The sequence below is a fragment of the Sinomicrobium weinanense genome, assembly GCF_018863395.1.
In the GTDB taxonomy this organism is placed as follows: domain Bacteria; phylum Bacteroidota; class Bacteroidia; order Flavobacteriales; family Flavobacteriaceae; genus Sinomicrobium; species Sinomicrobium weinanense.
Genome location: NZ_JAHKRR010000005.1, coordinates 207,805 through 228,859, shown reverse-complemented (window position 1 = coordinate 228,859; position 21,055 = coordinate 207,805). Strand labels below are relative to the sequence as shown.

Sequence of the window (21,055 nt, the reverse complement as noted above, 5' to 3'; positions counted from 1 at the left end):
TAAAAATACAGGATATATTGTTGTATTATTGGTCCGTATTCAGAAGAGCATATTATTAATGTCAATAAAAAGCACAGAATGACATCACAGGAAATAAGAAGCCGTTTTTTTAAGTTTTTTGAAGGAAAACAACACACCGTGGTCCCATCGGCTCCGATGGTTATGAAGGACGATCCTACGCTGATGTTTACCAATGCGGGAATGAACCAGTTCAAGGAATACTTCCTGGGAAACAAAAAGCCGAAAACGTCCCGGGTTACCGATTCGCAAAAATGCCTTCGTGTGAGCGGTAAACACAATGACCTGGAAGAAGTGGGCAAGGATACCTACCATCATACCATGTTTGAGATGCTCGGAAACTGGAGTTTCGGCGATTATTTCAAAAAAGAGGCTATTGCGTGGGCATGGGAGCTACTCACCGAGGATCTCAATATAGATAAAGACAGATTGTATGTCACCTTTTTCGAAGGTTCGGACGAGGACGGTCTGTCTGAAGATAGCGAGGCTTATAAACTTTGGAAAGAAATAGTCCCTGAGAACAGGATCATTCCCGGGAACAAAAAAGACAATTTCTGGGAAATGGGCGACCAGGGTCCCTGCGGCCCGTGCTCCGAGATACATATCGACATACGCTCCGGGGAAGAACGGGCCATAGTGCCGGGCAAGGAACTGGTGAACCAGGATCATCCACAGGTAGTGGAAATATGGAACCTCGTATTTATGGAATTTAACCGCAAGGCAGACGGTTCCCTGGAAAAACTGCCCGCACAGCATGTAGACACCGGAATGGGATTTGAGCGCCTGTGTATGGTGCTGCAGGGAGTGCAGAGCAATTATGACACCGATGTCTTTACCCCGCTTATCAGGGAAATTGAGGCTATTACAAATTCTAAATACGGAAAAGAAGAAAAGGTAGATATTGCCGTCCGGGTGATCGCCGACCACGTCAGGGCCGTAGCTTTTGCCATTGCCGACGGGCAACTACCGTCCAATACCGGGGCAGGTTATGTGATACGAAGGATATTGCGAAGGGCTATCCGTTACGGGTTTACCTTCCTCGATCAGAAAGAACCCTTTATCTATAAGCTCGTGGATACCCTGAGCAACCAGATGCACCAGGCATTTCCTGAAATAAAATCGCAAAAGAACCTGGTGGTCAATGTTATCCGGGAAGAAGAACAATCCTTTTTAAAGACGCTCGACCAGGGATTGGTATTGCTCGATACCATTATAGCTAATGCGAAAGATAAAAATATCTCCGGGGCAAAGGCGTTCGAATTGTACGATACCTATGGTTTCCCGATAGACCTTACGGCACTTATCCTTAGCGAAAAAGGATATACCCTGGATGAAGAAGGTTTTGAAAAAGAATTACAAAAGCAAAAGGAACGATCCCGTGCAGCTACTTCCGTAACCACAGGCGACTGGGTGGTCCTTGTTGAAGATGATGAAGAAGAGTTTGTAGGCTACGACACCCTGGAGACCGATGTAAAGATCGTCAAATACAGGGCTGTCAGCAGTAAAAAGGAGGGCGATATGTTCCAGGTGGTCTTTAACCTGACGCCGTTTTACCCGGAAGGAGGCGGACAGGTAGGAGACAAGGGCTACATAGAATCGGATAATGGAGATGTGGCTTATATCGTAGATACCAAAAAGGAAAATAACCTTATCGTTCATTATACCAAGAGCCTGCCGCGGAATGTGGAGGGAAGGTTTAAGGCGGTGGTAGATAAAAACCAGCGCAGGAGAACAGCGGCCAATCACTCGGCCACACACCTGTTGCACCAGGCATTAAGAACTGTACTCGGAGACCATGTAGAACAGAAGGGATCGATGGTACACAATGACCACCTGCGTTTTGATTTTTCGCATTTCAGCAAGGTGAGCCCGGAGGAGTTGCAGGCCGTAGAAGATTTTGTAAATGCCAGGATCAGGGAACAACTTCCTCTGGAAGAACAACGGAACATCCCCTATCAGCAAGCCATAGATGAGGGAGCACTGGCTCTTTTCGGAGAGAAGTACGGAGATACGGTAAGGGCTGTGCGTTTCGGGGAGAGCATGGAACTCTGCGGAGGGACTCATGTGAAGAACACGGCAGATATCTGGCATTTTATCATTACAGGAGAAAGTGCCGTGGCAGCGGGTATCCGTAGGATAGAGGCCATAACCCTGGATGCCGCCAAGGAATATTTTACCACCCAGGCCGATATCTTTAAAGAAGTAAAGACGATCCTGAAAAATGGCAAGGATCCGGTTAAAGCCATTGTTTCGCTGCAGGAAGAGAACAACACCCTGAAAAAACAGGTAGAAACTTTGCTCAGGGACAAGGCAAAGAACCTGAAGGGCGACCTGGCTGCCCAGCTGGAAGATATAAACGGCATACGTTTCCTCGCTACCCGCGTAGACCTGGACTCTGCCGGAATAAAGGATCTTGCTTTTGCCATGGGAAAAGAACATCAGAACCTCTTTGTATTATTGGCTACGGAACAGAACGGCAAAGCCCTGCTTGCCTGCTACATTTCGAAAGAACTGGCCGGAGAAAGGGACCTGAACGCCGGACAGGTGGTCCGGGAACTCGGTAAATATATACAAGGCGGCGGAGGCGGACAGCCTTTCTTTGCCACCGCCGGAGGCAAAAACCCAGGAGGCATTCCACAAGCCCTCGAAAAGGCCCGGGAGTTTGTGAAATGACGATCGTTGAAAATAGTTTGGAGTTGGGGAGTTGATGTGTAAAAACTCCAAGCTTCCAAGACTCCGAACTCCAAAACTAAAAAACTCTGAAACTCCAGACGCAAATACCCGTATCACCCGGAAAGAACCGTATCAGTTACGATTCGAGACTGTTATTGTTAGGTTCGTGCTTTGTAGAGAATATGGGAAGCAAACTCGACTATTTTAAGTTTCCCTGCCTGCAAAACCCCTTCGGGATACTGTTTCATCCTGGTGCCCTGGAGAATTTTACAGCGCGGGTGACCGCCCGGCAAAAATATACCGAAGAAGTTGTTTTTGAACATAACGGACGGTGGCATTGTTTTGATGCACACTCCGTGATGAGCGGAAATTCCCGGGAAGCTGTATTGTCCCGTCTCAACAAGGCTCTGGACCATACGGCAGATTATCTTAAAAATGCAACACATATAGTCATTACCCTGGGAACAGCCTGGGGGTATCGCCTGAAAGACTCGGGGCTCCTGGTGGCCAATTGTCATAAAGTGCCGCAACGACAGTTTGTCAGGGAACTGGCCCCGATAGAGGCCATAGAGAAAAGTATAGAAGGGGCCATTAAACATATAGGTTCCGTAAACCCGGGTGTTCAGTTTGTCTTCACCGTGTCCCCGGTACGTCATGTAAAAGACGGCTTTGTAGAAAACCAGCGCAGCAAAGCCCATCTTATTACAGCTCTGCATAATGTTTTGAAGAAAGAGGCCTATTTTCCATCCTACGAAATTATGATGGACGAACTCCGCGACTACCGGTTCTATGCCGAAGATATGATCCATCCTAACCAAACAGCAATAGATTATATCTGGGAGAAGTTTACCCTGGCCTGGATATCACCCGAAGCCGTTCCGGTTATGGAAGAGGTCGATGCCATACAAAAAGGCCTGGCTCATAAACCCTTTGCCCCGTCTTCTGAACAGCATCAGAAGTTTTTAAAAAGCCTGCAGGAGCGTATATCACGCCTGCAGGCCAGAGTTCCACATATCTGGTTTGAATGAGTTTTGGAGTTTTTTAGTTAGAAAATTTAAAGTCAAAAAGATGATTTGTCTCCCCTTTAGGGGAGATACCGAAGGCAGAGGGGTGTAACTCCCCAACTAAAAACTCCAAAACTCCGAACTAAGAAACACTCCTTGATCAATCCTTAAACCCGTAGAAATCGCTTACCGCATTGTAGTCAGCATAGTTGAGCCTGGCCTGTGTAGCCGGCATGCCTCCCGGTACCAGTATATAGCGGAACTGAAGGCTACCGCCAATATTTACACTACCGCTGTCGTCAAAGGCAAAACGGGTGATAAATATTTTGCCCACCTGTGACCGGAAATTGATCTCACTGGGCTTGCCGCCCGCATCACTTATATAGGGCAGGGCATATGCAGTACCGCCAAACTTCATATATACCATAATAAGGCCATTGTCCACGATATCCTGGGTAAGACCCGGGGCATTGATATGATTTACTTTCATATGACTACCATCAACAATGGTATCCCGGGTAGCGTGTTGTAAAAATGCCCACTGAGAATAGATGACATTGGCCGTGCCGGGCTCGCCCTGCTCGCCTTGTTCTCCCTGTTCACCTTGTAAGCCTTGTTCGCCTTGTGGTCCCTGTTCGCCGGGAAGGCCGTCTTCGCCGTCGGAGCAGGCCACAAAGCTCATTCCGAGCAATAGTAACATGCAATAAAAAAGTTTTGTTTTCATAACTCATGGTTTTAAAGCCCCGGTCATTTCAATAATACCCAAACCGGGAGGTTATTAATCGATGCAAATCTATGATCCATAATTCTCCGGGGTAAGGGGGAAAAACCTTTTTTAATAGGGGTTTTTCCCCTTTTTACGGTGTTAAAAGAGGTTGCCGGATGGTGTGATAAAGAAAAGCAGGATTGCCCGAACGGATGTCCGGTATTTTTGAAAGTCAAAAAATCGGGACAGGTTTTGTTGGATTCCGGACTCTTTTCGGTAGACAGGAGCCCGAAACAGGCAGGTAACACCATTTAGTTTTGATCCTGCGGTTTCTCTTTTCGGGCCGTTTCCGGGTTTTGAGATGAGGTTTGTATTCACTTTGGTCCCAGCCCGTTCCGGGAAATACCGCCTGATGGATTACCTGCCTGCTTTTTATCCGGCTTCTGTTTTATTCGGGGAAGCGGAGCATACCTATAATGCCGTTTTGCCGTAATTTTTCCTGGTTAAAGGCCATAGTGGGCTTTTACCGCTTCGTAATCGCTAAAATCAATATCGGGTAATTGCAGTCCTTTGCTCATGTCTTCCATATTATTGGAAACGATCCGGATGACAATGATCTGCTCATACTCCTCACCCGGGCCACTTTGCCTGGTAACCGTTGTACGCGCTGTGCCTCCGTTGGATCCAAGGTAGAATCTATAAACCCGGTACTCGGTGTTTCCGGACAATCCCCAACCGGGTACAGGGTATACATTTCCGCTGGGCCGTATCAGATAGATCAGCCAGGCACTTTGGTTCATCTCATCTTCGGTAATACCGGTAATATCTAAAACAACATCGCTGTTAAGAGAGAAATCATTCCCCGCATAGGTATATTGGGTTACATTGGCATTACCTTCAATACCCTGGGGCCCTTGTGGCCCTGCGGGGCCTTGTGGCCCCTGTTCACCTTGCGGTCCCTGTTCTCCGGGAAGGCCGTCTTCGCCGTCGGAGCAGGCCAGAAAAGCGGCCCCAAGTAATAAAAACATACAGTAAAAAATTTTAGTTTTCATAGTGAGTAGTTTTTTGTACCCGAGTATAGCGGGCACCGGTTAGTAATCCTTACAGCACCGGAAGAAAAGGGAGAAGTCCGGGCCCTGGATACCTTCTCCCTTTCCGGGGCCTTAAAAGCATAACAAAGAAACAACGGGCGGGAAGAATGAATGTCCGGGATCATTGAAAGTCAAAATATCAGGATATATTAACTTTTTCAAAAGGTGTTAAAATAAGTCTTCGGAACTTGTACGACGAGTACGGGAAGCCGGTTTCGTTTTGCAGGTGTACAAGGGTTTTTTTAGATCCTTCGGAAAAATTTTTAATACCAACTATTCGCCTTTTTGCCTCCTTCTGTGCATTTCATCATGGTCCGGTTACAGATTCACCGGCTATTTACATATATATTCAAATGAGACTTCAGTATCTTCGGTCACATTGTTTGCCGTTTGCTTCACGGTGTATTTGCTGATCTTTCCATCTGCGTCAAACTGATAATTATAGGTTCTTACAAACCCGTTGCCCTGGCTGTCCCATGATTTGAGCAGGTTTTTATTGTTGAAGAACCGGATCCCGCTGCTCAACTCATAAGGCAGGGCTGTATAATCGGCCTGCTGGATCGGCAGGTTGGTATAATATTCATAGGTGTCCGTATAATTTTCACCTGCTGCTTTTATCATATTTCCTCCGGCCCAGGTATAGTTAGTGACAGTTTCCGGATCGTTGCCGCTTTTCAGCACACTTTTTATCAGTTGTCGCTGTCCGTTATATTCAAAGGAGATCATATTGGTGTGGTAAACGTCTCCATTGTTATCATAAAAATCAATGATGATTTTAACAGGATCGCCTTTTGCGTCCAGGTCGATGTATTTTTTGTTTACGATTTTATCGTCATTATACCATTCGTGTATAATTTTATGGGGCGCATAGTCCCAGGCGGCCTGGCTGTTATAGTTTGAGCGGGTAATGTTTGCCGAACTGAGACTGCCATCATTGTTGTAGTTGATCTGTGTAACACTGGGTTGATTATTTCCTTTTACGGAAGTGCGCTCTACGATACTGCAGCTGGCTTCGGGCAATTCGGATCCCGGGTCGTCAGTTTTGTTGCAGGAAACAGTGATTATTACTGCTGTCAAAAGCAGTAGGGTTACTTTTGGCGCTTTTGTAGTTTTCATCATTTTCTCAAATTGGCACCCCTCAAAAAGAGGCTGGTTAGACCTTGTTGTTTATGATTTACTGTTTGGCAGAGAACCCGATTTTTTTATTTTTTCGCCTTTCCCCAGGACGGATCCCGCTCAACTGACGGATGGTTGGTAAGGTTGGTTTGTGCGGAACCATCGATGTTCATCACATAGATATCGTTAGTAGTTGGAGAATTTCTATACCAGGCAATCTGTTTGCCATGGGGTGACCAGGCCGGCAAATCGTCAAATGCTGAATCATTGGTCAGTCTGGTCTGACTGCTGCCGTTGGCATTCATTACGTAGATCTCCCGGTTGCCCCCGAAGTCACGATCACTCGCAAAAGCGATCTTTTTGCCATTAGGGCCGTTGGGCGACCAGGCCGGGCTGCGGTCGAAAGATGGGTGATTGGTGAGATTAACCGGGTCACTGCCATCGGCATTCATCCTGTAAATCTCTCCATTGCCATCTCTGCTGCTGGTAAACGCGATATATTGGCTGTTGGGCGACCACGTCGGATCACGGTCGGGAGACGGATGGTTGGTGAGGTTAGTCTGTTCACTACCGTCAACATTCATTACATAAACCTCCAGGTTGCCGTCGCGATCACTTGCAAAAGCAATTTTATTGCCGTTGTGCGACCAAACCGGATCGATATCGTCGCCCGGGGCATCGGTTAACCTTGTTATACCGGTTCCATCAGCGTTCATCACATAAATTTCCCGGTTGCCATCACGGACACTCACAAAGGCGATCTGTTTACCATTGGGCGACCACGCCGGTTGGTTGTCGAGAGCCGGATGATCGGTAAGGCGGGTCACGCCGCTACCATCCGTGTCCATTACATAGATCTCCCAGTTGCCGTCGCGGAAAGTTGTAAATGCGATCCGGCCATTATTTTTGGGAGTAACAGGATTTTGCTTAAGATCCCCGATACTGTATTCGGGTTGCAGGAGATCCTCTTCTTCTTTTTCACAGGAAACGATCATGGCCAATGAGGCCAGGATAGTCCATGTGCGGAAAACAGTTTTTGATTTCATAATAATAAGGTTTTGATGTTACTTTATGGCCATGCTTTGCCAGGGCCTGAGGTAGGGCTGAACGGAATATCAATGACCTCCCATGAAAGATCAATGGGGCCGGTGCCATAGGTCATGGCATTTTCTATGCGTTCCACGGTTTCCGGAGTAAGGCGGGAAACCCAGTTCTGATCATTTTCGCAGGCGGAAACCGGGCTTCCGATAAGAATGCCGGTCACCTTTCGGATAACGCCATTTCCCGAATGTTCGGCGGGAAACAGAAATGAATATACCGCCGATCCACTCTGGCCGCCCGAACCGTCAAGGTCGGTATAGAGCAATCCTGCCTGGTTATTGTCTATCAATCCAAAGGGTTGCTGGTTATAGTAATCTCCGTTGGTGATCCAGGGGGTATTCAACAGATTCTTTCCTCCTCCCGGTATAGTGCCGGGATAGCCAGCCGTACTTGCAAATTTAAATTTCAGTATATCCCAGTCTACATATCCCCAATGAGCAGGAGTGGCCCCCTGAATGGGTTCCCACAGCTCGGCGATACCATAATCGTAGGCCCTGAAGGACTCGCTGTCTGATATCTTGAACTTTTTGGGCACGAATACCCGCCGTACACCATGAGTGCCATACGGACGCAGGGATTCATATTCCTGGGCCAGGGCAAAACCGAGTTGATTGTTTCCCTGATTGTAGAGGCAATGTGCAGCCGTAAGTATATAGCGGTCGGCAATTAGCACTCCGGTGCAGTGCGGTACCGGATTTCCTTCCGGTGATTTCTTGTAAAATTGCCCTGTAAAGCTCCAGGGTTCTGTGGTGGCAGCATCTACCGATTCTGGTTTTTCGGCCCGGTTATCGCAACCGATGACCATGGTGTACGCAGTGCATACATTGTTACAATCCTCTCCCGAGACGTCAGGAGTCGGCAGGAGTTCGGAGCAGGCTGTTGCGGTCAGGGCCAATATAAGGCCCGGGAGCATTAGCCTGTTGCGGAGGTGGTGTAAAGTTTTCATGGCTTCATGGTTTTGGTGGTGTTTCCGGGATTTCGGATAATATTTGGATTTACTTCAATTCCGTTCCATATCCGGGAAATGTCATAATGATAAATTATCTGCCGGTTTTTAAGATCCGGTGATCTGCCTTGCTTTGAGATTTTAATAATGAATTAATCTAATAGTTGATAATGTCGTTTTACTTCGCTGTAATTTTTCAGATCTACGTTCTCCGGCATTTGACTGATAATATCATTTTCGGTATTTTCAATAAGTACCAGGCGAACCTTTGAAAAATTAGACTGAGTGTAAGGGTTACCATCCTGATCGCGTTTTAAGGTGAGTTTTCCTATTTGTATGTTAGCCTGTACCCGTATGTTACGCTCGGTATAATAAGGAAGCAAGGCCCAACTGCTGTAGTCGGTTGACCGTACATAAACGAGTATCACATAGTTATCTACCACTTCGGCGGTAAGCACCTGAGGGGCATCGATCTGCAGTTGCAGGTGAGCGGCCACTTCTGTCCAGGTAAGCCCTGCAATATCCTTGGTATAGACTTTTACATTGGCATTACCGGGATCACCTTGATCTCCTTTAGGGCCCTGTTCACCTTGTAGTCCCTGCTCTCCGGGAGGCCCCTCTTCACCTTCACATGCTATAAGGCACATACTAAATAACAGAAGTATGCCATAAAAAAATCTCGTTTTCATAATTGTAGTTTTTAGCTTGTCTCTGTTGTAGGGCGCATGGTTAATTATTGCTTTGGCACCGGAAAGAAAGAGGATGAATTACGGTTATGCTTTGGAGGTTTTCCCCTTTCCGGGACCTTAAATGGTGTAGTAAAGGAAAAAAGGTCCCGAAAAACGGATGTCCGGGATCTTTGAAAGTCAAAAAATCAGGATAGATTTTGCCGTAAACCAAAAGCGCCCGTCACAATAGACGGGCGCCGGGGACAGGCATATAAAACAGTATTGCGCTTTTGATCTTACGGTTTTTCTTTTTACGGGTGTTTCCGGGATTTCGGATAATATTCGGATTTACTTCAATCCCGTCCCATATCCGGGAAATGCCATAATGATGAATTACCCACCGGTTTTTTGGATCCGGTGATCTGCCTTATTTTGAGGTTGTGGTCAATGCTCAGTTCGTTTCGCACGGTATCCAGCCCTCACCTTTTAGAGGCCGTAATGGGCTTTTACGGCTTCATAATCCCTGAAGTCAATATCAGGTAGCATCCCTTTACTGCTCAGGTCTTCCGTATTACTGGAAAGCACCCGGATAACAATAATTTCGGAATAGATCTCTCCGGTGCCATTTTTTATGTTGACCACAATACGTGCCGAACCATTGTTTGCCGGTACATGAAGCATATAGACCCGGTATTCCGTTTTTCCGTCTACCGCCCATCCGGGTACAGGGTATACATTTCCTCCGGGCCGTACCATATATACATGCCATGAACTCTCTTTGATCTCGTCTTCGGTAACACCCGGAACGTCCAGGCTAACATTGGAACTTAATGAAAAATCGTGTTCTCCGAAAATATACTTGGTTACATTGGCATTACCTTCAATGCCCTGGGGCCCCTGAGGCCCTTGTTCTCCCTGAGGGCCCTGTTCACCTTGGGGCCCTTGTTCTCCCGGAAGCCCGTCTTCACCGTCGTCGCAGGCCAGAAAGCTCATTCCGAATAATAATAACATACAATAAAAAAGTTTGGTCGTCATAATAGTTGTTTTAATGTCCCGGCTAAACCGGGATATGGTTAATAATGGTCGCAAATGTATTTGTTCGTAGCCTCCGCAGTAAGGGGGTATTTCCCTGTTATGTCGGGGGAAATATCCCCTTTTTTGGGTGTATTATATCTGGCGGCATAGAAATATAACAGGAAGAGGACGGATGTCCTGTATTGCTGAAAGTCAAAAACCAGGAGATGTTTGCCTTTGAAGGATGCCGAGGTATTTTTTGGCCCTTGGAAAGTGAATTTCAATATCAAAAAAATGTAAAAAAGATTGGGACTTTTAGCATGCTTTCGGGTATAACTTAATAAAAGCTCTCAAGATGTAAAACGATCCTTTCGGGTTTTGCACGGTGCCAACGTGATATAGGCAGGGTAATTTTGGACAGTGACCTGGAGCTGTTGAATTTGGGGCAGTAGGAAGAGGGGGAGCTTTTTTGTTTCCTCCTTTTCCATTTTTTCAGAGAAGAATAGGTGATGCAGTGGTATTTTTTACCCGTATGGTAGGGTGGCGATTCCGGAAACATGTCGCAACATAGCTACTAAGACAGGATACCTAAGCCATACGGGTTTGTTCTAAACCGGAAAAGAAACAAATGGATTATGCCCTGATACTGCCTGTTCCCTATCGGGCGAAGGGGGGGTATGCCTAATTGACCGGATTTCCGGCAGGTTCCCTTAAAAAGTTTAACTGCACCCCGGAACTATACAGTAATTTTAAGTCTGTTTCGGTCAGGGAAACAATGGTGTGGTTTGCCGAATTTCCTCCCGAGGTTACAAAAAGCGTAGTGTCGTCTGGCAAACTGTATTCACCTGTCGATTCTGAGTCGAACGTACAGGGGGAGCCCTCATAGAATATGGCATGAATGCTGCCATCTGCTTTAAATTCAAAAAAGGACTTTTTATTGCAATCGGTAAGCGGTTTCGGAGTTCCGTTGTCTATGTATTCATTTAAAGTCCAGTGTCCTACGATCAGTTCTTCGGAAGCAGGCATGGCTTTTTCCGGACCGTTGTCACTGCCACAGGAAAGCAACAGTGCGAAGGTCAAAAGAAAGATGATGGGTTTAGGAGCTTTCATGATTGCTGTTTTTAGTCCGTTATTTGAAAGTAGCTTTTGATCGTTTCGTAATTATTCAGGTCTGACTGGCCCTGCAGGGGTATTCCGTCGGGGATCAAAACGTAACGCACTTCCTGTATCCAGGAAACGTTTATATTACCGCTGAGGCCTTCAATTCTGCTGGCGAGAAACCTTAACTCATGGCCTATTCCCGAAACCAGGAAATACAACGTATAATTGTTCCTGGACATGGGAACACTGTAAACTACATCGGTTTGCCTTACGAAAAAGAGGACAATTCCTCCTTCGTCTAAAAACCCTTCTGTGATTTGTGGAATATCGATATCCATTCTTTTCACCGCATTTCCGTCCAAAACATTCCAGTCTATGGGAATCCAGTCAGAATACATGATATTGGCCGTGCCGGGCTCGCCTTGTTCTCCCTGTTCACCTTGCAGGCCTTGTTCACCTTGGGGTCCCTGCTCGCCTGGAGGGCCATCTTCACCTTCACATGCTACCAGGCATATGCTGAATAACAACAGTATGCCATAAAAAATTTTCGTTTCCATCTGTTTATTTTTTATTTGTTAGTTCTACAAGCTCACCATAAATTTTAATGGTCAGATGTAATGCCCAAAGTAATCATGTTGGTTGGTATGAAGGTTTTGCTTATGGGCATTTCATAATAAGTCGTTTTAAAGAGCCTCTTGTGTTTCGGGAACATGTTGAATAATGATGTTGGCACCGGAAAGAAAAGGGAAGCCCATAATTGTGCCTTGATGGTTTTCCCTTTTCCGGGACCTTAAACGCTATAACAAAGGAAGAAAGACACCCGGAAACAGGTGTCCGGGATATTTGAAAGTCAAAAGATCAGGATACATTCCCGGTATTCCGGTATTCTGTGGGGGTGATCCCTGTATGTTTCTTAAAAGCGGCATAGAAGGCAGAAGTAGAATTGAACCCCGATTCATATCCGATGCCTGCTACCGTATAGTTTTTATAATCCGGATGGGTAAGCCATTTCATGGCCTCTTTAACGCGATATCGGTTTATCAGGTCGGGAAAGTTACTGTTGCTAAGGGAGTTGATGAGCTGGGAAAGGTAATTGGCGCTTATGCTCAGTTGTTCTGCAACAGCAGAGAGGCTCAGGTTTTCGTCCCGGTATATCTTTTCCTTTTCCAGCAGGGCACAGAGCTGTTTGTAGTAGGCGTTATCATTCGTAAAGCTGCCGCGGCTGTCCTGCGATATATGGGCCAGTTTTTTTACCGCGAGCTGGGCGATGAGCTCAAAGAGAAAGAGGTGATAAGGAGTGAAAAAATCTTTTTCGGAATGTTCGGAATCTATGATGCCGATAACCCTTCCGTCCAGCATTATGGGCACGGTAAGTTCCGAGTTCCGTTGCAGATCATCCAGGATATAGCGACGGTCCTGCGTAACATCCTCCACAATCTCCGGTTGCCCCGTAACGGCCACATGGCCCACGATACCCTGTCCGAGGGGAATGGTTATGGGACTGAGTATTTTTCTTTCGCCACACTCTTTATTACCATAGGCTGCTTTTTGTACCAGTAAGCTCTTGCGTTTGTCGAGCAGGTAAATGACACAGTCTTCCAGCCCCAGTCGGCCGATACAGTTTTCCGTAATGTCCCATAATACGTCCTCTACATTGTTCTTGTCGAACAGGGAAGTGGCAAAATAACTGAGTATGGAGATGATATGCGTACGGCTCTCGCTGATGTCCAGCAATTCCTGTTCAGAGAATATCCGGTTGAGCCCAAGTATCCTATGATCCGTGATTTCCATGTCCGGCCCCGATGAAGTGAATACAAACATAAAGGTACGTATTTTTGAAGGAACTGTTCTTTAAATCAACAGTCAGAGGCAAATATAACAGCCGGGAACAAGGGATGTAAGGGGAGATTTCCCCATTTTTGAATGCCCTTCCTTACAATTTATTCATTTAGAAACCTTTTCTCAATATTTTTGTTTCAAAAATATATAAATGTATAATATTTTTGTTATTTAATGAAACTGTTTTTAATTTATTAGTTTTATAATTGAAAGTTAAACATAATATTTGCATTGTAATTAGAAACTTAAACAACAAGAGTTATGTGTGGAATATTAGCAGTGATAAACGGAGCATATGCTCAGGAAGGTGCAAGCATTGAAAGAAAACCTGCGCTGAACACTACGCTGATCGGGGAAATGTCGAAACGAATGAGCCATCGCGGGCCGGATGAAAGCGATCTGCACCTCACTGAAAACGGACACTTGCTGAGCCATGAAAGGCTCTCCATTATAGACCTGCATACCGGGAAACAGCCCATTCAGGGGACCGATAGCGCCTGGATGGTGCACAACGGCGAGATATATAACCATAAGGAGCTGAGAGATACAGTCCTGAAAGGGCACAGCTTCCGGACAACTTCCGACTCCGAGGTGATCGTACACCTGTATGAAGAGTTCGGTTATGATTTCTGCGATAAACTGGATGGCGTTTTTGCCTTTGTAGTGATCGACGGAGACGATTTTATCGCCGGAAGAGACCCGATAGGAGTAAAGCCCCTGTATTACGGGACGGATGCCGAAGGCCGGATGTATTTCGCTTCTGAAATGAAGACCATAGCCGACCAGTGTGTGGAATTTGCGGCCTTTCCTCCGGGGCATTTCTATACTCCGAAAACAGGATTTGTACGCTATTTCACCCCGAAATGGTTCGATCATGAAACGGCTACGGAAGAGCTGGATCTTACAAAACTGAGAGAAAGCCTTATTGCAGCTACAAAAAAAAGATTGATGAGTGATGTGCCTCTGGGAGTATTGCTTTCCGGGGGGCTCGATTCCTCGTTGACCTCTTCTATTGCCTGCAGGTTGCTGGAAGGCACCGGGCAAAAGCTGCATTCCTTCTCCATAGGACTGGATGCCGAAGCACCCGATCTTATCGCCGCCCGAAAAGTGGCAGAATACCTGGGGACAGAACATCACGAACTATACTTCACCATAGAAGAAGGGATAAAGGTCCTGGAAAAACTGGTATGGCATCTGGAAACTTACGATGTAACCTCTATCAGGGCATCCACCCCGATGTATTTTATGAGTAAAGCCATTACCGATATGGGGGTAAAAGTAGTACTGAGCGGTGAAGGGGCCGATGAGATCTTCGGGGGGTACCTTTATTTCAGGAATGCACCTTCTGCAGAAGATTTTCAGAAAGAGACCATAGACCGGGTACAGCGATTGTCAACAGCCGACTGCCTCCGTGCCGATAAAAGCACAATGGCCCACGGGCTGGAAGCCAGGGTGCCTTTCCTGGACAAGGCTTTCCTGCAAACTGCGATGGAAATAAAGCCGGAACACAAACAACCGAAGACCTATGACGGCATAGAGAAATACATCTTGCGAAAGGCTTTTGATACTCCCGAACACCCTTTCCTGCCGGATGAGGTATTGTGGAGGCAAAAAGAACAGTTCTCCGATGGGGTGGGCTACAACTGGATAGACATGCTGATAGCTCATTGTGCCTCACAGGTGACCGATGAAGAAATGGCCAGGGCTTCTGAAAAGTATCCCGTAAACACCCCGGCTACGAAAGAAGCGTATTTTTACAGGGACATCTTCCACAAGCATTTCCCGCAGGAAAGTGCTGCCAGAACGGTAAAGAGATGGATTCCCAAATGGCAGGAGAACACCGACCCCAGCGGACGTGCCAACGCCGCCCACGTCAAGGCCGATACTTCTATTGCCACGGAAAAGGCCAAAACTGTTGTATAAACACAGAGCGCAACCAATCATTATATGAGAAATTGCCCGGGGAGAAACAGCTTTCCGGGCGATTTTGTTTTATATTTTTTCGTCACCCTGAACTTGTTTGGCTTTGCCGAATCTTCGATTTCAGGGTCCCATAACGCGATTGTCCGATCAGCGTGATGGGATTCTGAAACAATCCTTCGACTGTGCTCAGGGCGACAGTTAGGAATGATGTTTTGTTTTTAAACTTTTGGGACGTTCAAGAACATCACGATTCCTTATAGAGCAGATACTTTTTCCTCACCGTTCTATATGTCTCCAGTCCCTTTTCCCAGCTCTTCCGGATGTCTTTTTCGGGTGTTCCGTCCTCGATCTGTTTTTGCAGTGTTTCCGTGCCGGCGAGTTTTACAAAGAATTTATTGAAGAAAGCACTTTTCCCTGCGGTATTGTTATACGCCCGTATAAGCCATTTCAATTCTATCCGGTTCAGCCTTCCGTTTTTTGACAGGTCCTCCCCGTAACACAATTTACCATTGTGTTCAGGGTTTTTGGCCCCGAAATTGGGTTTGGGGACAAAGCTGTAGCTGTATTTTGTTTCCGGGAGATCGGGAGAGCCATATACCTGGAACTGCTTTTCAGTTCCCCGGCCTTCACTTACGTTGGTCCCTTCAAAAAAACAGAGGCTGGGATACAGGTTGACCGCCTGTGCGTTCGGCAGGTTGGGAGAAGGCTTTATGGGGAGGTCGTAGGGCATGTCTTTGGTATAGTTATCACAAGCCACTACTTGTAATGGGCACTGCATGCTCCTGGCCAGCCATTTTTCCCCGTTGATCATCCGGGCATATTCGCCTATGGTCATGCCGTGGGCCACAGGGATAGGGTGCATGCCTACAAAACTCTTGTATTTCGGGTTCAGTATGGGGCCGTCCACGAAATGGCCATTGGGGTTGGGACGGTCCAGGACGATCAGTGGCTTGTTGTTTTCGGCACAGGCTTCCATAACGTAATGCAGGGTAGAGATATAGGTGTAAAAGCGCACACCGACATCCTGGAGATCGAAAACAACCACGTCGATGTCCGCCAGTTGTTCCGGTCCGGGCTTGCGGTTGCTTCCGTAGAGCGAAATCACGGGGAGCCCTGTCTTCGGGTCCTTGCCGTCCTTAACTTTTTCACCGGCATCGGCCGTACCCCGGAAACCGTGTTCAGGGGCAAATACCTTTTGTACATTTACACCCAGCTTTACCAGGCTGTCTACAAGATGTGTATGTTCCCGGGATTTACCGTCCCTGAAGATCACGCTGGTCGGATTGGCCACGATGCCCACGCGTTTGTCACTGATAAGCGGGAGATATTCCGCAGTGCGGTTGGCACCCACTTCTATGGGAGCAATTTCAGAAGGAGAAACAGCCGGGCTATGGGAATTTTTGGAAGAGGCATTATTGCCACATGAAGTCGCTACGAAGAGAAATAACATCATTTTTACAACAAAGGTGTGTGCTTCGCCGTTAGCAGATGGAAAAAACCTTACATCCCCTGTTTTTAACTTTCGTTCCGGGATAAATTGAGAGACGGTTTCTGAATCCTTTGCGAGGTTCAGGATAAACTTATGTCGAAGGAAAAGTGTATTTTTGAGGTTTGTAAACCAAAAGGGCCTGTTGAATTTAGAGTTTTTCATAGCGAAACGCATTATAAAGTCCAAAGACTATAAAAGTAGTGTATCGGCACCAATTATAAAAATTGCCATCATGGCTATCGCTATCGGCCTGGTGGTGATGCTGGTGGCCATCGCCACCGGTGTAGGCCTCAAGCACAAGATCCGCGAAAAGATAGCGGCATTCAACGGGCATATCCAGATATACAATTACGACAATAACGAATCTGAGGTTTCTGTGCTGCCGGTGTCGATAAACCAGGAGTTCTACCCTGAATTTAAGAATATAGAAGGCATATCCCATATTCAGGCCGTAGCTGCCAAAGCGGGTATCATTCGTATGGAAGATACTTTTGAGGGGATCATCACCAAGGGTGTGGGAAAAGACTACGACTGGAAATATTTTAAGGAATATCTCCGTGAAGGCAGACTGCCCGACTATTCCGGAAAACTCAATAACGAGGTCCTTATGTCCAGGTATCTCGCCGACCGCCTGCAACTGAAAGTGGGGGATACATTCAATGCCTTTTTTCTGAAGGATGAAGGCAGTACGATACCTAACCAAAGGGTGTTTGAGATCACCGGGATTTACGACAGCGGCTTCCAGGAATTTGATGCCAAATACATATTTACAGATATCCGCCACATACAACGGATGAACCGGTGGGCGAAGGATGAAGTGGGGAGTTTCGAAGTGTTTGTCAACGATTTTGACGATATAGAGGAAAAAGGGAATGAGGTCTACGGCAAAACACTTTCTACCCTCGATTCCGAGACCATACTGGACAAATACCCGTCCATTTTCGAATGGTTGGGGATGTTCGATTTTAATATCGCTGTTATCATCGGTATACTCATCATTGTAGGGGGCTTTAATATGATCACCGCACTGCTTGTGCTGATCCTGGAGCGCACCCAGATGATCGGTATACTCAAGGCCCTGGGGAGTGATGACTGGACCGTTCGCAAGATATTTCTCTACAATGCAGCCTACCTGATCGCCGTGGGTATCTTTTGGGGCAATGTCATTGGAATAGGCCTGCTGCTGCTGCAAAAGTATTTCGGCTTTGTGTCGCTCGATCCGGAAACCTATTACGTTACCGAAGCTCCGGTGTATATCAGCCCGGTATATATTGTACTTCTCAATATCGGTACATTGCTCCTTTGCCTTGTGATGTTACTTGTGCCATCCTATATCATTACCAAAATAGTCCCCGCCAAAGCCATGCGTTTTGACTGATCCGGGGTGATGGATTTTCAATATATCATCTCCGACAATCCGGCATCCAACTCAAAATCTTTGTAACTTTGTTAGGAAGCCGTATGAATCGGACGTAAGAGATAGGACTTAGGACGTAAGATAAACCAGGTCCTACGTCATAAATCATACACTCCTACGTCACCTCATAAAAAAAGACCCATGAACTACGCAGACAACATACTCGGTACCATAGGCAGCACTCCGCTGGTAAAACTGAACAAGATCACCCGGGAGGTGGATGCACTGGTGCTGGCCAAAGTGGAAACCTTTAATCCCGGCAATTCCATCAAGGATCGTATGGCCGTAAAGATGGTAGAAGATGCAGAGGCCGGCGGGCTGTTAAAACCCGGGGGGACCATTATAGAAGGTACATCCGGGAATACGGGTATGGGACTGGCTCTTGTGGCCATTGTAAAGGGATATAAACTCATATGTGTGATCAACGACAAGCAGTCGAAAGAAAAAATAGATATCCTGCGGGCGGTAGGTGCCGAGGTCATTGTGTGTCCCACCAGCGTAGAACCCGACGATCCGCGGTCGTATTATTCCGTAGCGAAGCGCCTGTCAGAAGAAACCCCGGACTCGTGGTATGTGAATCAGTACGATAACCCGTCCAACAGCCTTGCTCACTATGAACAGACAGGGCCCGAGTTATGGCGGCAGACCGACGGGAAGATCACCCATTTTGTAGTGGGTGTAGGCACCGGGGGCACCATATCGGGAGTAGGAAAGTACCTCAAGGAACAAAACCCGGACATTAAGATATGGGGTATAGATACTTACGGTTCGGTGTTTAAAAAATATCACGAAACAGGTGTCTTTGACGAAAATGAGATCTACCCCTATATCACCGAAGGCATAGGGGAGGACCTCCTGCCCGAAAACGTGGATTTTTCCATTATCGACGGTTTTACCAAGGTCACGGACAAGGACGCTGCGGTCTACACCCGGAAGCTGGCCAAGGAAGAGGGGATATTTGTAGGAGGATCGGCAGGGGCGGCTATAAAGGGAGTCCTGCAACTAAAGGAACACTTTAAGCCCGATGATGTGGTTGTGGTACTGTTTCACGACAGCGGCAGCCGGTATATCGGAAAGATGTTCAACGACGACTGGATGCGTGAAAGGGGATTCCTGGACGAAGAGGTCACCAAGGCCGAGGACCTGGTGCGCAATGACCAGGAGCTGATCACTGTGCAGACGGAAGAACTTGTGTATCACGCTATCGAACGCATGCGTAAATACAATATTTCCCAGATCCCCGTAAAAGATGCCAGCGGTTTTGTCGGGGTCATAGATGAAACCAGCCTGTTCCGGGCCTATGTGGAAAACAAGGATGTGGCCAACAAACCGGTGAAAGAAATTATGCGGCCCCCGCTGCCTGTCATTGACAGGACAACTCCTGTGGATAAAGTTTCTAAATTAATCAATAAAGACAACAGCGCCATCCTGATAAACTTCGGAAATGATAATTATCACATTATCACCAAACACGATATTATCCGGGCCATTCACTAATAATGATTAAATTTACCTGAATTTGTAAATATTTATAGAAACTTGTGGGATATGCATCGCAATAAGTTACTGCAAATTATTTCATAAACGAAAAACAGATCAACAATGCCTATTCGTAACATTCTTTTCGGTATAACCGTTCTTGCGCTTTCCGTTTCCTATGGCCAGAACATGTCCCGCACGGAAAAAAAGATCGCAAAGACCATAGCCACAAATATGGAAGAACAGCTAAAGTTTACGGAAAAAGTGATCAATATAAACAGCGGCACCATGAATCACAAAGGAGTGCGGGAAGTAGGGGATGTCTTCCGGCAGGCCTTTGACGATATTGGCTTTAATACCCGGTGGATAGATATGCCCGAAGAAATGAGCCGCGCCGGGCATCTTTTTGCAGAGGTTCCCGGAAAAAAAGGAAAGAAAGTACTTCTTATAGGCCATATAGACACTGTTTTTGAAGAGGACAGCCCATTCCAGAAGCTCGAAAAGATCAACGACAGTATGGCCCATGGCCCCGGGGCCAATGACATGAAAGGGGGAGATGTGATCATTCTCTATGCCCTGAAGGCCCTTCGCGAAAACGGGTTGCTGAAGGACAGGCAGGTCATTGTTGCCCTTATGGGAGATGAGGAATTTACCGGGAAACCTTTGTCAATAAGCCGGAAAGACCTAATCGAAGCAGCCAAACGGAGCGATGTAGCCCTCGGTTTTGAGCCCTCCGGCGGATTTGGGGAGGCTACTATGGCCAGGCGGGGCTCTTCCGGCTGGAAAGTGGAAGTGACCGGAAAACAGGCACACTCTGCCGATATTTTCAGTAAAGATGTGGGGGCAGGAGCCATTTTCGAAATGTCCCGTATTCTCAATGCTTTTTACAACGAAGTACGCGGAGACAAGTACCTTACCTTTAACCCGGGGGCAGTGCTCGGCGGGACCGATGTGACTTACGATGAGGTGTTGAGCAAGGGGAATTCTTTTGGTAAATCGAACGTAGTGGCCAAAAAAGCCGTTGTAGACGGTGGCCTTCGCTTTATATCTGAAGAGCAGAAAGAAAATGCCCGGGCTAAAATGAGGGAGATTGTGAGCCAGAACCTTCCGGGAACCAATGCGGAGATCACATTTATAGATAGTTACCCCGCCATGGAACCCACAGAAGGTAATAAAGAACTGCTCGAAAAACTGAGCCAGGTGAGTACAGACCTTGGAATGGGGCCGGTAGCAGGTGTGGACCCACTGGAAAAAGGAGCGGCAGACGTATCTTTTGTAGCACAATATGTAGATTGCCTGGACAGTCTCGGTGCTATGGGAGGAGGAGCCCATTCCCCGCAGGAGACTATAAACCTCAATACTTTCGAAGCCCAGACCAAACGGGCCGCTATTTTAATTTACAGATTGTTGAATGAATAAATGATCCGCGAGTTTTAAACTCACGGGAACAAAGAACAAAAAATTAACATT

At 46.8% G+C, this 21,055-nt stretch carries 17 protein-coding genes; 6 read left to right on the top strand and 11 right to left on the bottom strand.

Annotation, left to right across the window (positions count from 1 at the left end; all coding sequences use genetic code 11):
* The first annotated feature begins 78 nt into the window (after positions 1-78).
* Both alaS and KN811_RS15940 read left to right on the top strand, forming a co-directional pair.
* A complete protein-coding gene (alaS, locus tag KN811_RS15945; RefSeq protein ID WP_187965804.1) occupies positions 79-2,691 on the top strand; it encodes an alanine--tRNA ligase in 2,613 nt (870 codons plus the stop codon).
* Between the two features lie 86 nt (positions 2,692-2,777).
* Positions 2,778-3,719: a GSCFA domain-containing protein gene (locus KN811_RS15940; RefSeq protein ID WP_187965823.1), complete on the top strand. Its 942-nt coding sequence runs from the start codon at positions 2,778-2,780 to the stop codon at positions 3,717-3,719.
* Positions 3,720-3,855: 136 nt separating this feature from the next.
* Here the strand turns inward: KN811_RS15940 and KN811_RS15935 are convergent, their stop codons facing one another.
* The 10 genes from KN811_RS15935 to KN811_RS15890 all read right to left on the bottom strand — a co-directional run bounded on the left by KN811_RS15935 (position 3,856) and on the right by KN811_RS15890 (position 13,259).
* The gene (locus KN811_RS15935; RefSeq protein WP_187965803.1) at positions 3,856-4,419 is read right to left on the bottom strand and encodes a hypothetical protein; all 564 of its coding nucleotides are present in this window, start codon (positions 4,417-4,419) and stop codon (positions 3,856-3,858) included.
* A gap of 485 nt (positions 4,420-4,904) precedes the next feature.
* Positions 4,905-5,429, bottom strand: a complete 525-nt coding sequence (locus tag KN811_RS15930) for a collagen-like protein (protein WP_216334893.1) — start codon at positions 5,427-5,429, stop codon at positions 4,905-4,907.
* A gap of 396 nt (positions 5,430-5,825) precedes the next feature.
* Positions 5,826-6,611 (bottom strand): hypothetical protein, encoded by a 786-nt coding sequence (locus tag KN811_RS15925; protein ID WP_187965801.1) that lies wholly within the window; start codon positions 6,609-6,611, stop codon positions 5,826-5,828.
* A gap of 83 nt (positions 6,612-6,694) precedes the next feature.
* Positions 6,695-7,654, bottom strand: a complete 960-nt coding sequence (locus KN811_RS15920) for a TolB family protein (RefSeq protein ID WP_187965800.1) — start codon at positions 7,652-7,654, stop codon at positions 6,695-6,697.
* Positions 7,655-7,677: 23 nt separating this feature from the next.
* A complete protein-coding gene (locus KN811_RS15915) occupies positions 7,678-8,655 on the bottom strand; it encodes a trypsin-like serine peptidase (protein WP_187965799.1) in 978 nt (325 codons plus the stop codon).
* Between the two features lie 152 nt (positions 8,656-8,807).
* Positions 8,808-9,344: a collagen-like triple helix repeat-containing protein gene (locus tag KN811_RS15910; protein WP_187965798.1), complete on the bottom strand. Its 537-nt coding sequence runs from the start codon at positions 9,342-9,344 to the stop codon at positions 8,808-8,810.
* 465 nt (positions 9,345-9,809) lie between these two features.
* On the bottom strand, positions 9,810-10,334 hold the full coding sequence (locus KN811_RS15905; RefSeq protein ID WP_216334891.1) for a collagen-like protein: 525 nt from the start codon (positions 10,332-10,334) through the stop codon (positions 9,810-9,812).
* A 684-nt stretch (positions 10,335-11,018) separates the two neighbouring features.
* The gene (locus tag KN811_RS15900) at positions 11,019-11,447 is read right to left on the bottom strand and encodes a lipocalin-like domain-containing protein (RefSeq protein WP_187965797.1); all 429 of its coding nucleotides are present in this window, start codon (positions 11,445-11,447) and stop codon (positions 11,019-11,021) included.
* 11 nt (positions 11,448-11,458) lie between these two features.
* Positions 11,459-11,995 carry a collagen-like triple helix repeat-containing protein gene (locus tag KN811_RS15895; protein ID WP_187965796.1) on the bottom strand — a complete coding sequence of 179 codons (537 nt, stop codon included), beginning with the start codon at positions 11,993-11,995 and terminating at the stop codon, positions 11,459-11,461.
* Positions 11,996-12,296: 301 nt separating this feature from the next.
* Positions 12,297-13,259, bottom strand: a complete 963-nt coding sequence (locus KN811_RS15890; protein WP_187965795.1) for a helix-turn-helix domain-containing protein — start codon at positions 13,257-13,259, stop codon at positions 12,297-12,299.
* 279 nt (positions 13,260-13,538) lie between these two features.
* Here KN811_RS15890 and asnB point away from each other — a divergent pair, with 279 nt between their 5' ends.
* Positions 13,539-15,200: an asparagine synthase B gene (asnB, locus tag KN811_RS15885; protein ID WP_187965794.1), complete on the top strand. Its 1,662-nt coding sequence runs from the start codon at positions 13,539-13,541 to the stop codon at positions 15,198-15,200.
* A 244-nt stretch (positions 15,201-15,444) separates the two neighbouring features.
* Here the strand turns inward: asnB and KN811_RS15880 are convergent, their stop codons facing one another.
* On the bottom strand, positions 15,445-16,653 hold the full coding sequence (locus KN811_RS15880; RefSeq protein WP_187965822.1) for an exo-beta-N-acetylmuramidase NamZ family protein: 1,209 nt from the start codon (positions 16,651-16,653) through the stop codon (positions 15,445-15,447).
* Between the two features lie 178 nt (positions 16,654-16,831).
* Here KN811_RS15880 and KN811_RS15875 point away from each other — a divergent pair, with 178 nt between their 5' ends.
* The 3 genes from KN811_RS15875 (at position 16,832) to KN811_RS15865 (ending at position 21,004) form a co-directional block, all read left to right on the top strand.
* Entirely contained in the window at positions 16,832-18,067 is a 1,236-nt protein-coding gene (locus KN811_RS15875) for an ABC transporter permease (protein WP_187965793.1), read from the top strand.
* A 180-nt stretch (positions 18,068-18,247) separates the two neighbouring features.
* Positions 18,248-19,603: a pyridoxal-phosphate dependent enzyme gene (locus KN811_RS15870; RefSeq protein WP_187965792.1), complete on the top strand. Its 1,356-nt coding sequence runs from the start codon at positions 18,248-18,250 to the stop codon at positions 19,601-19,603.
* A gap of 105 nt (positions 19,604-19,708) precedes the next feature.
* Complete coding sequence (locus tag KN811_RS15865; RefSeq protein ID WP_187965791.1) at positions 19,709-21,004, top strand: M20/M25/M40 family metallo-hydrolase; 1,296 nt, start codon at positions 19,709-19,711, stop codon at positions 21,002-21,004.
* Positions 21,005-21,055 lie beyond the last annotated feature (51 nt).

What these genes read in the sequence shown, in the direction of transcription:
- KN811_RS15925 (WP_187965801.1), bottom strand. Translation starts at nt 6,611, where the DNA reads ATGATGAAAACTACAAAAGCGCCAAAAGTAACCCTACTGCTTTTGACA.
- KN811_RS15905 (WP_216334891.1), bottom strand. Translation starts at nt 10,334, where the DNA reads ATGTTATTATTATTCGGAATGAGCTTTCTGGCCTGCGACGACGGTGAA.
- KN811_RS15910 (WP_187965798.1), bottom strand. Translation starts at nt 9,344, where the DNA reads ATGAAAACGAGATTTTTTTATGGCATACTTCTGTTATTTAGTATGTGC.
- KN811_RS15865 (WP_187965791.1), top strand. Translation starts at nt 19,709, where the DNA reads ATGCCTATTCGTAACATTCTTTTCGGTATAACCGTTCTTGCGCTTTCC.
- KN811_RS15900 (WP_187965797.1), bottom strand. Translation starts at nt 11,447, where the DNA reads ATGAAAGCTCCTAAACCCATCATCTTTCTTTTGACCTTCGCACTGTTG.
- KN811_RS15890 (WP_187965795.1), bottom strand. Translation starts at nt 13,259, where the DNA reads ATGTTTGTATTCACTTCATCGGGGCCGGACATGGAAATCACGGATCAT.
- KN811_RS15935 (WP_187965803.1), bottom strand. Translation starts at nt 4,419, where the DNA reads ATGAAAACAAAACTTTTTTATTGCATGTTACTATTGCTCGGAATGAGC.
- KN811_RS15870 (WP_187965792.1), top strand. Translation starts at nt 18,248, where the DNA reads ATGAACTACGCAGACAACATACTCGGTACCATAGGCAGCACTCCGCTG.
- KN811_RS15915 (WP_187965799.1), bottom strand. Translation starts at nt 8,655, where the DNA reads ATGAAAACTTTACACCACCTCCGCAACAGGCTAATGCTCCCGGGCCTT.
- KN811_RS15880 (WP_187965822.1), bottom strand. Translation starts at nt 16,653, where the DNA reads ATGATGTTATTTCTCTTCGTAGCGACTTCATGTGGCAATAATGCCTCT.
- asnB (WP_187965794.1), top strand. Translation starts at nt 13,539, where the DNA reads ATGTGTGGAATATTAGCAGTGATAAACGGAGCATATGCTCAGGAAGGT.
- KN811_RS15920 (WP_187965800.1), bottom strand. Translation starts at nt 7,654, where the DNA reads ATGAAATCAAAAACTGTTTTCCGCACATGGACTATCCTGGCCTCATTG.
- alaS (WP_187965804.1), top strand. Translation starts at nt 79, where the DNA reads ATGACATCACAGGAAATAAGAAGCCGTTTTTTTAAGTTTTTTGAAGGA.
- KN811_RS15895 (WP_187965796.1), bottom strand. Translation starts at nt 11,995, where the DNA reads ATGGAAACGAAAATTTTTTATGGCATACTGTTGTTATTCAGCATATGC.
- KN811_RS15930 (WP_216334893.1), bottom strand. Translation starts at nt 5,429, where the DNA reads ATGTTTTTATTACTTGGGGCCGCTTTTCTGGCCTGCTCCGACGGCGAA.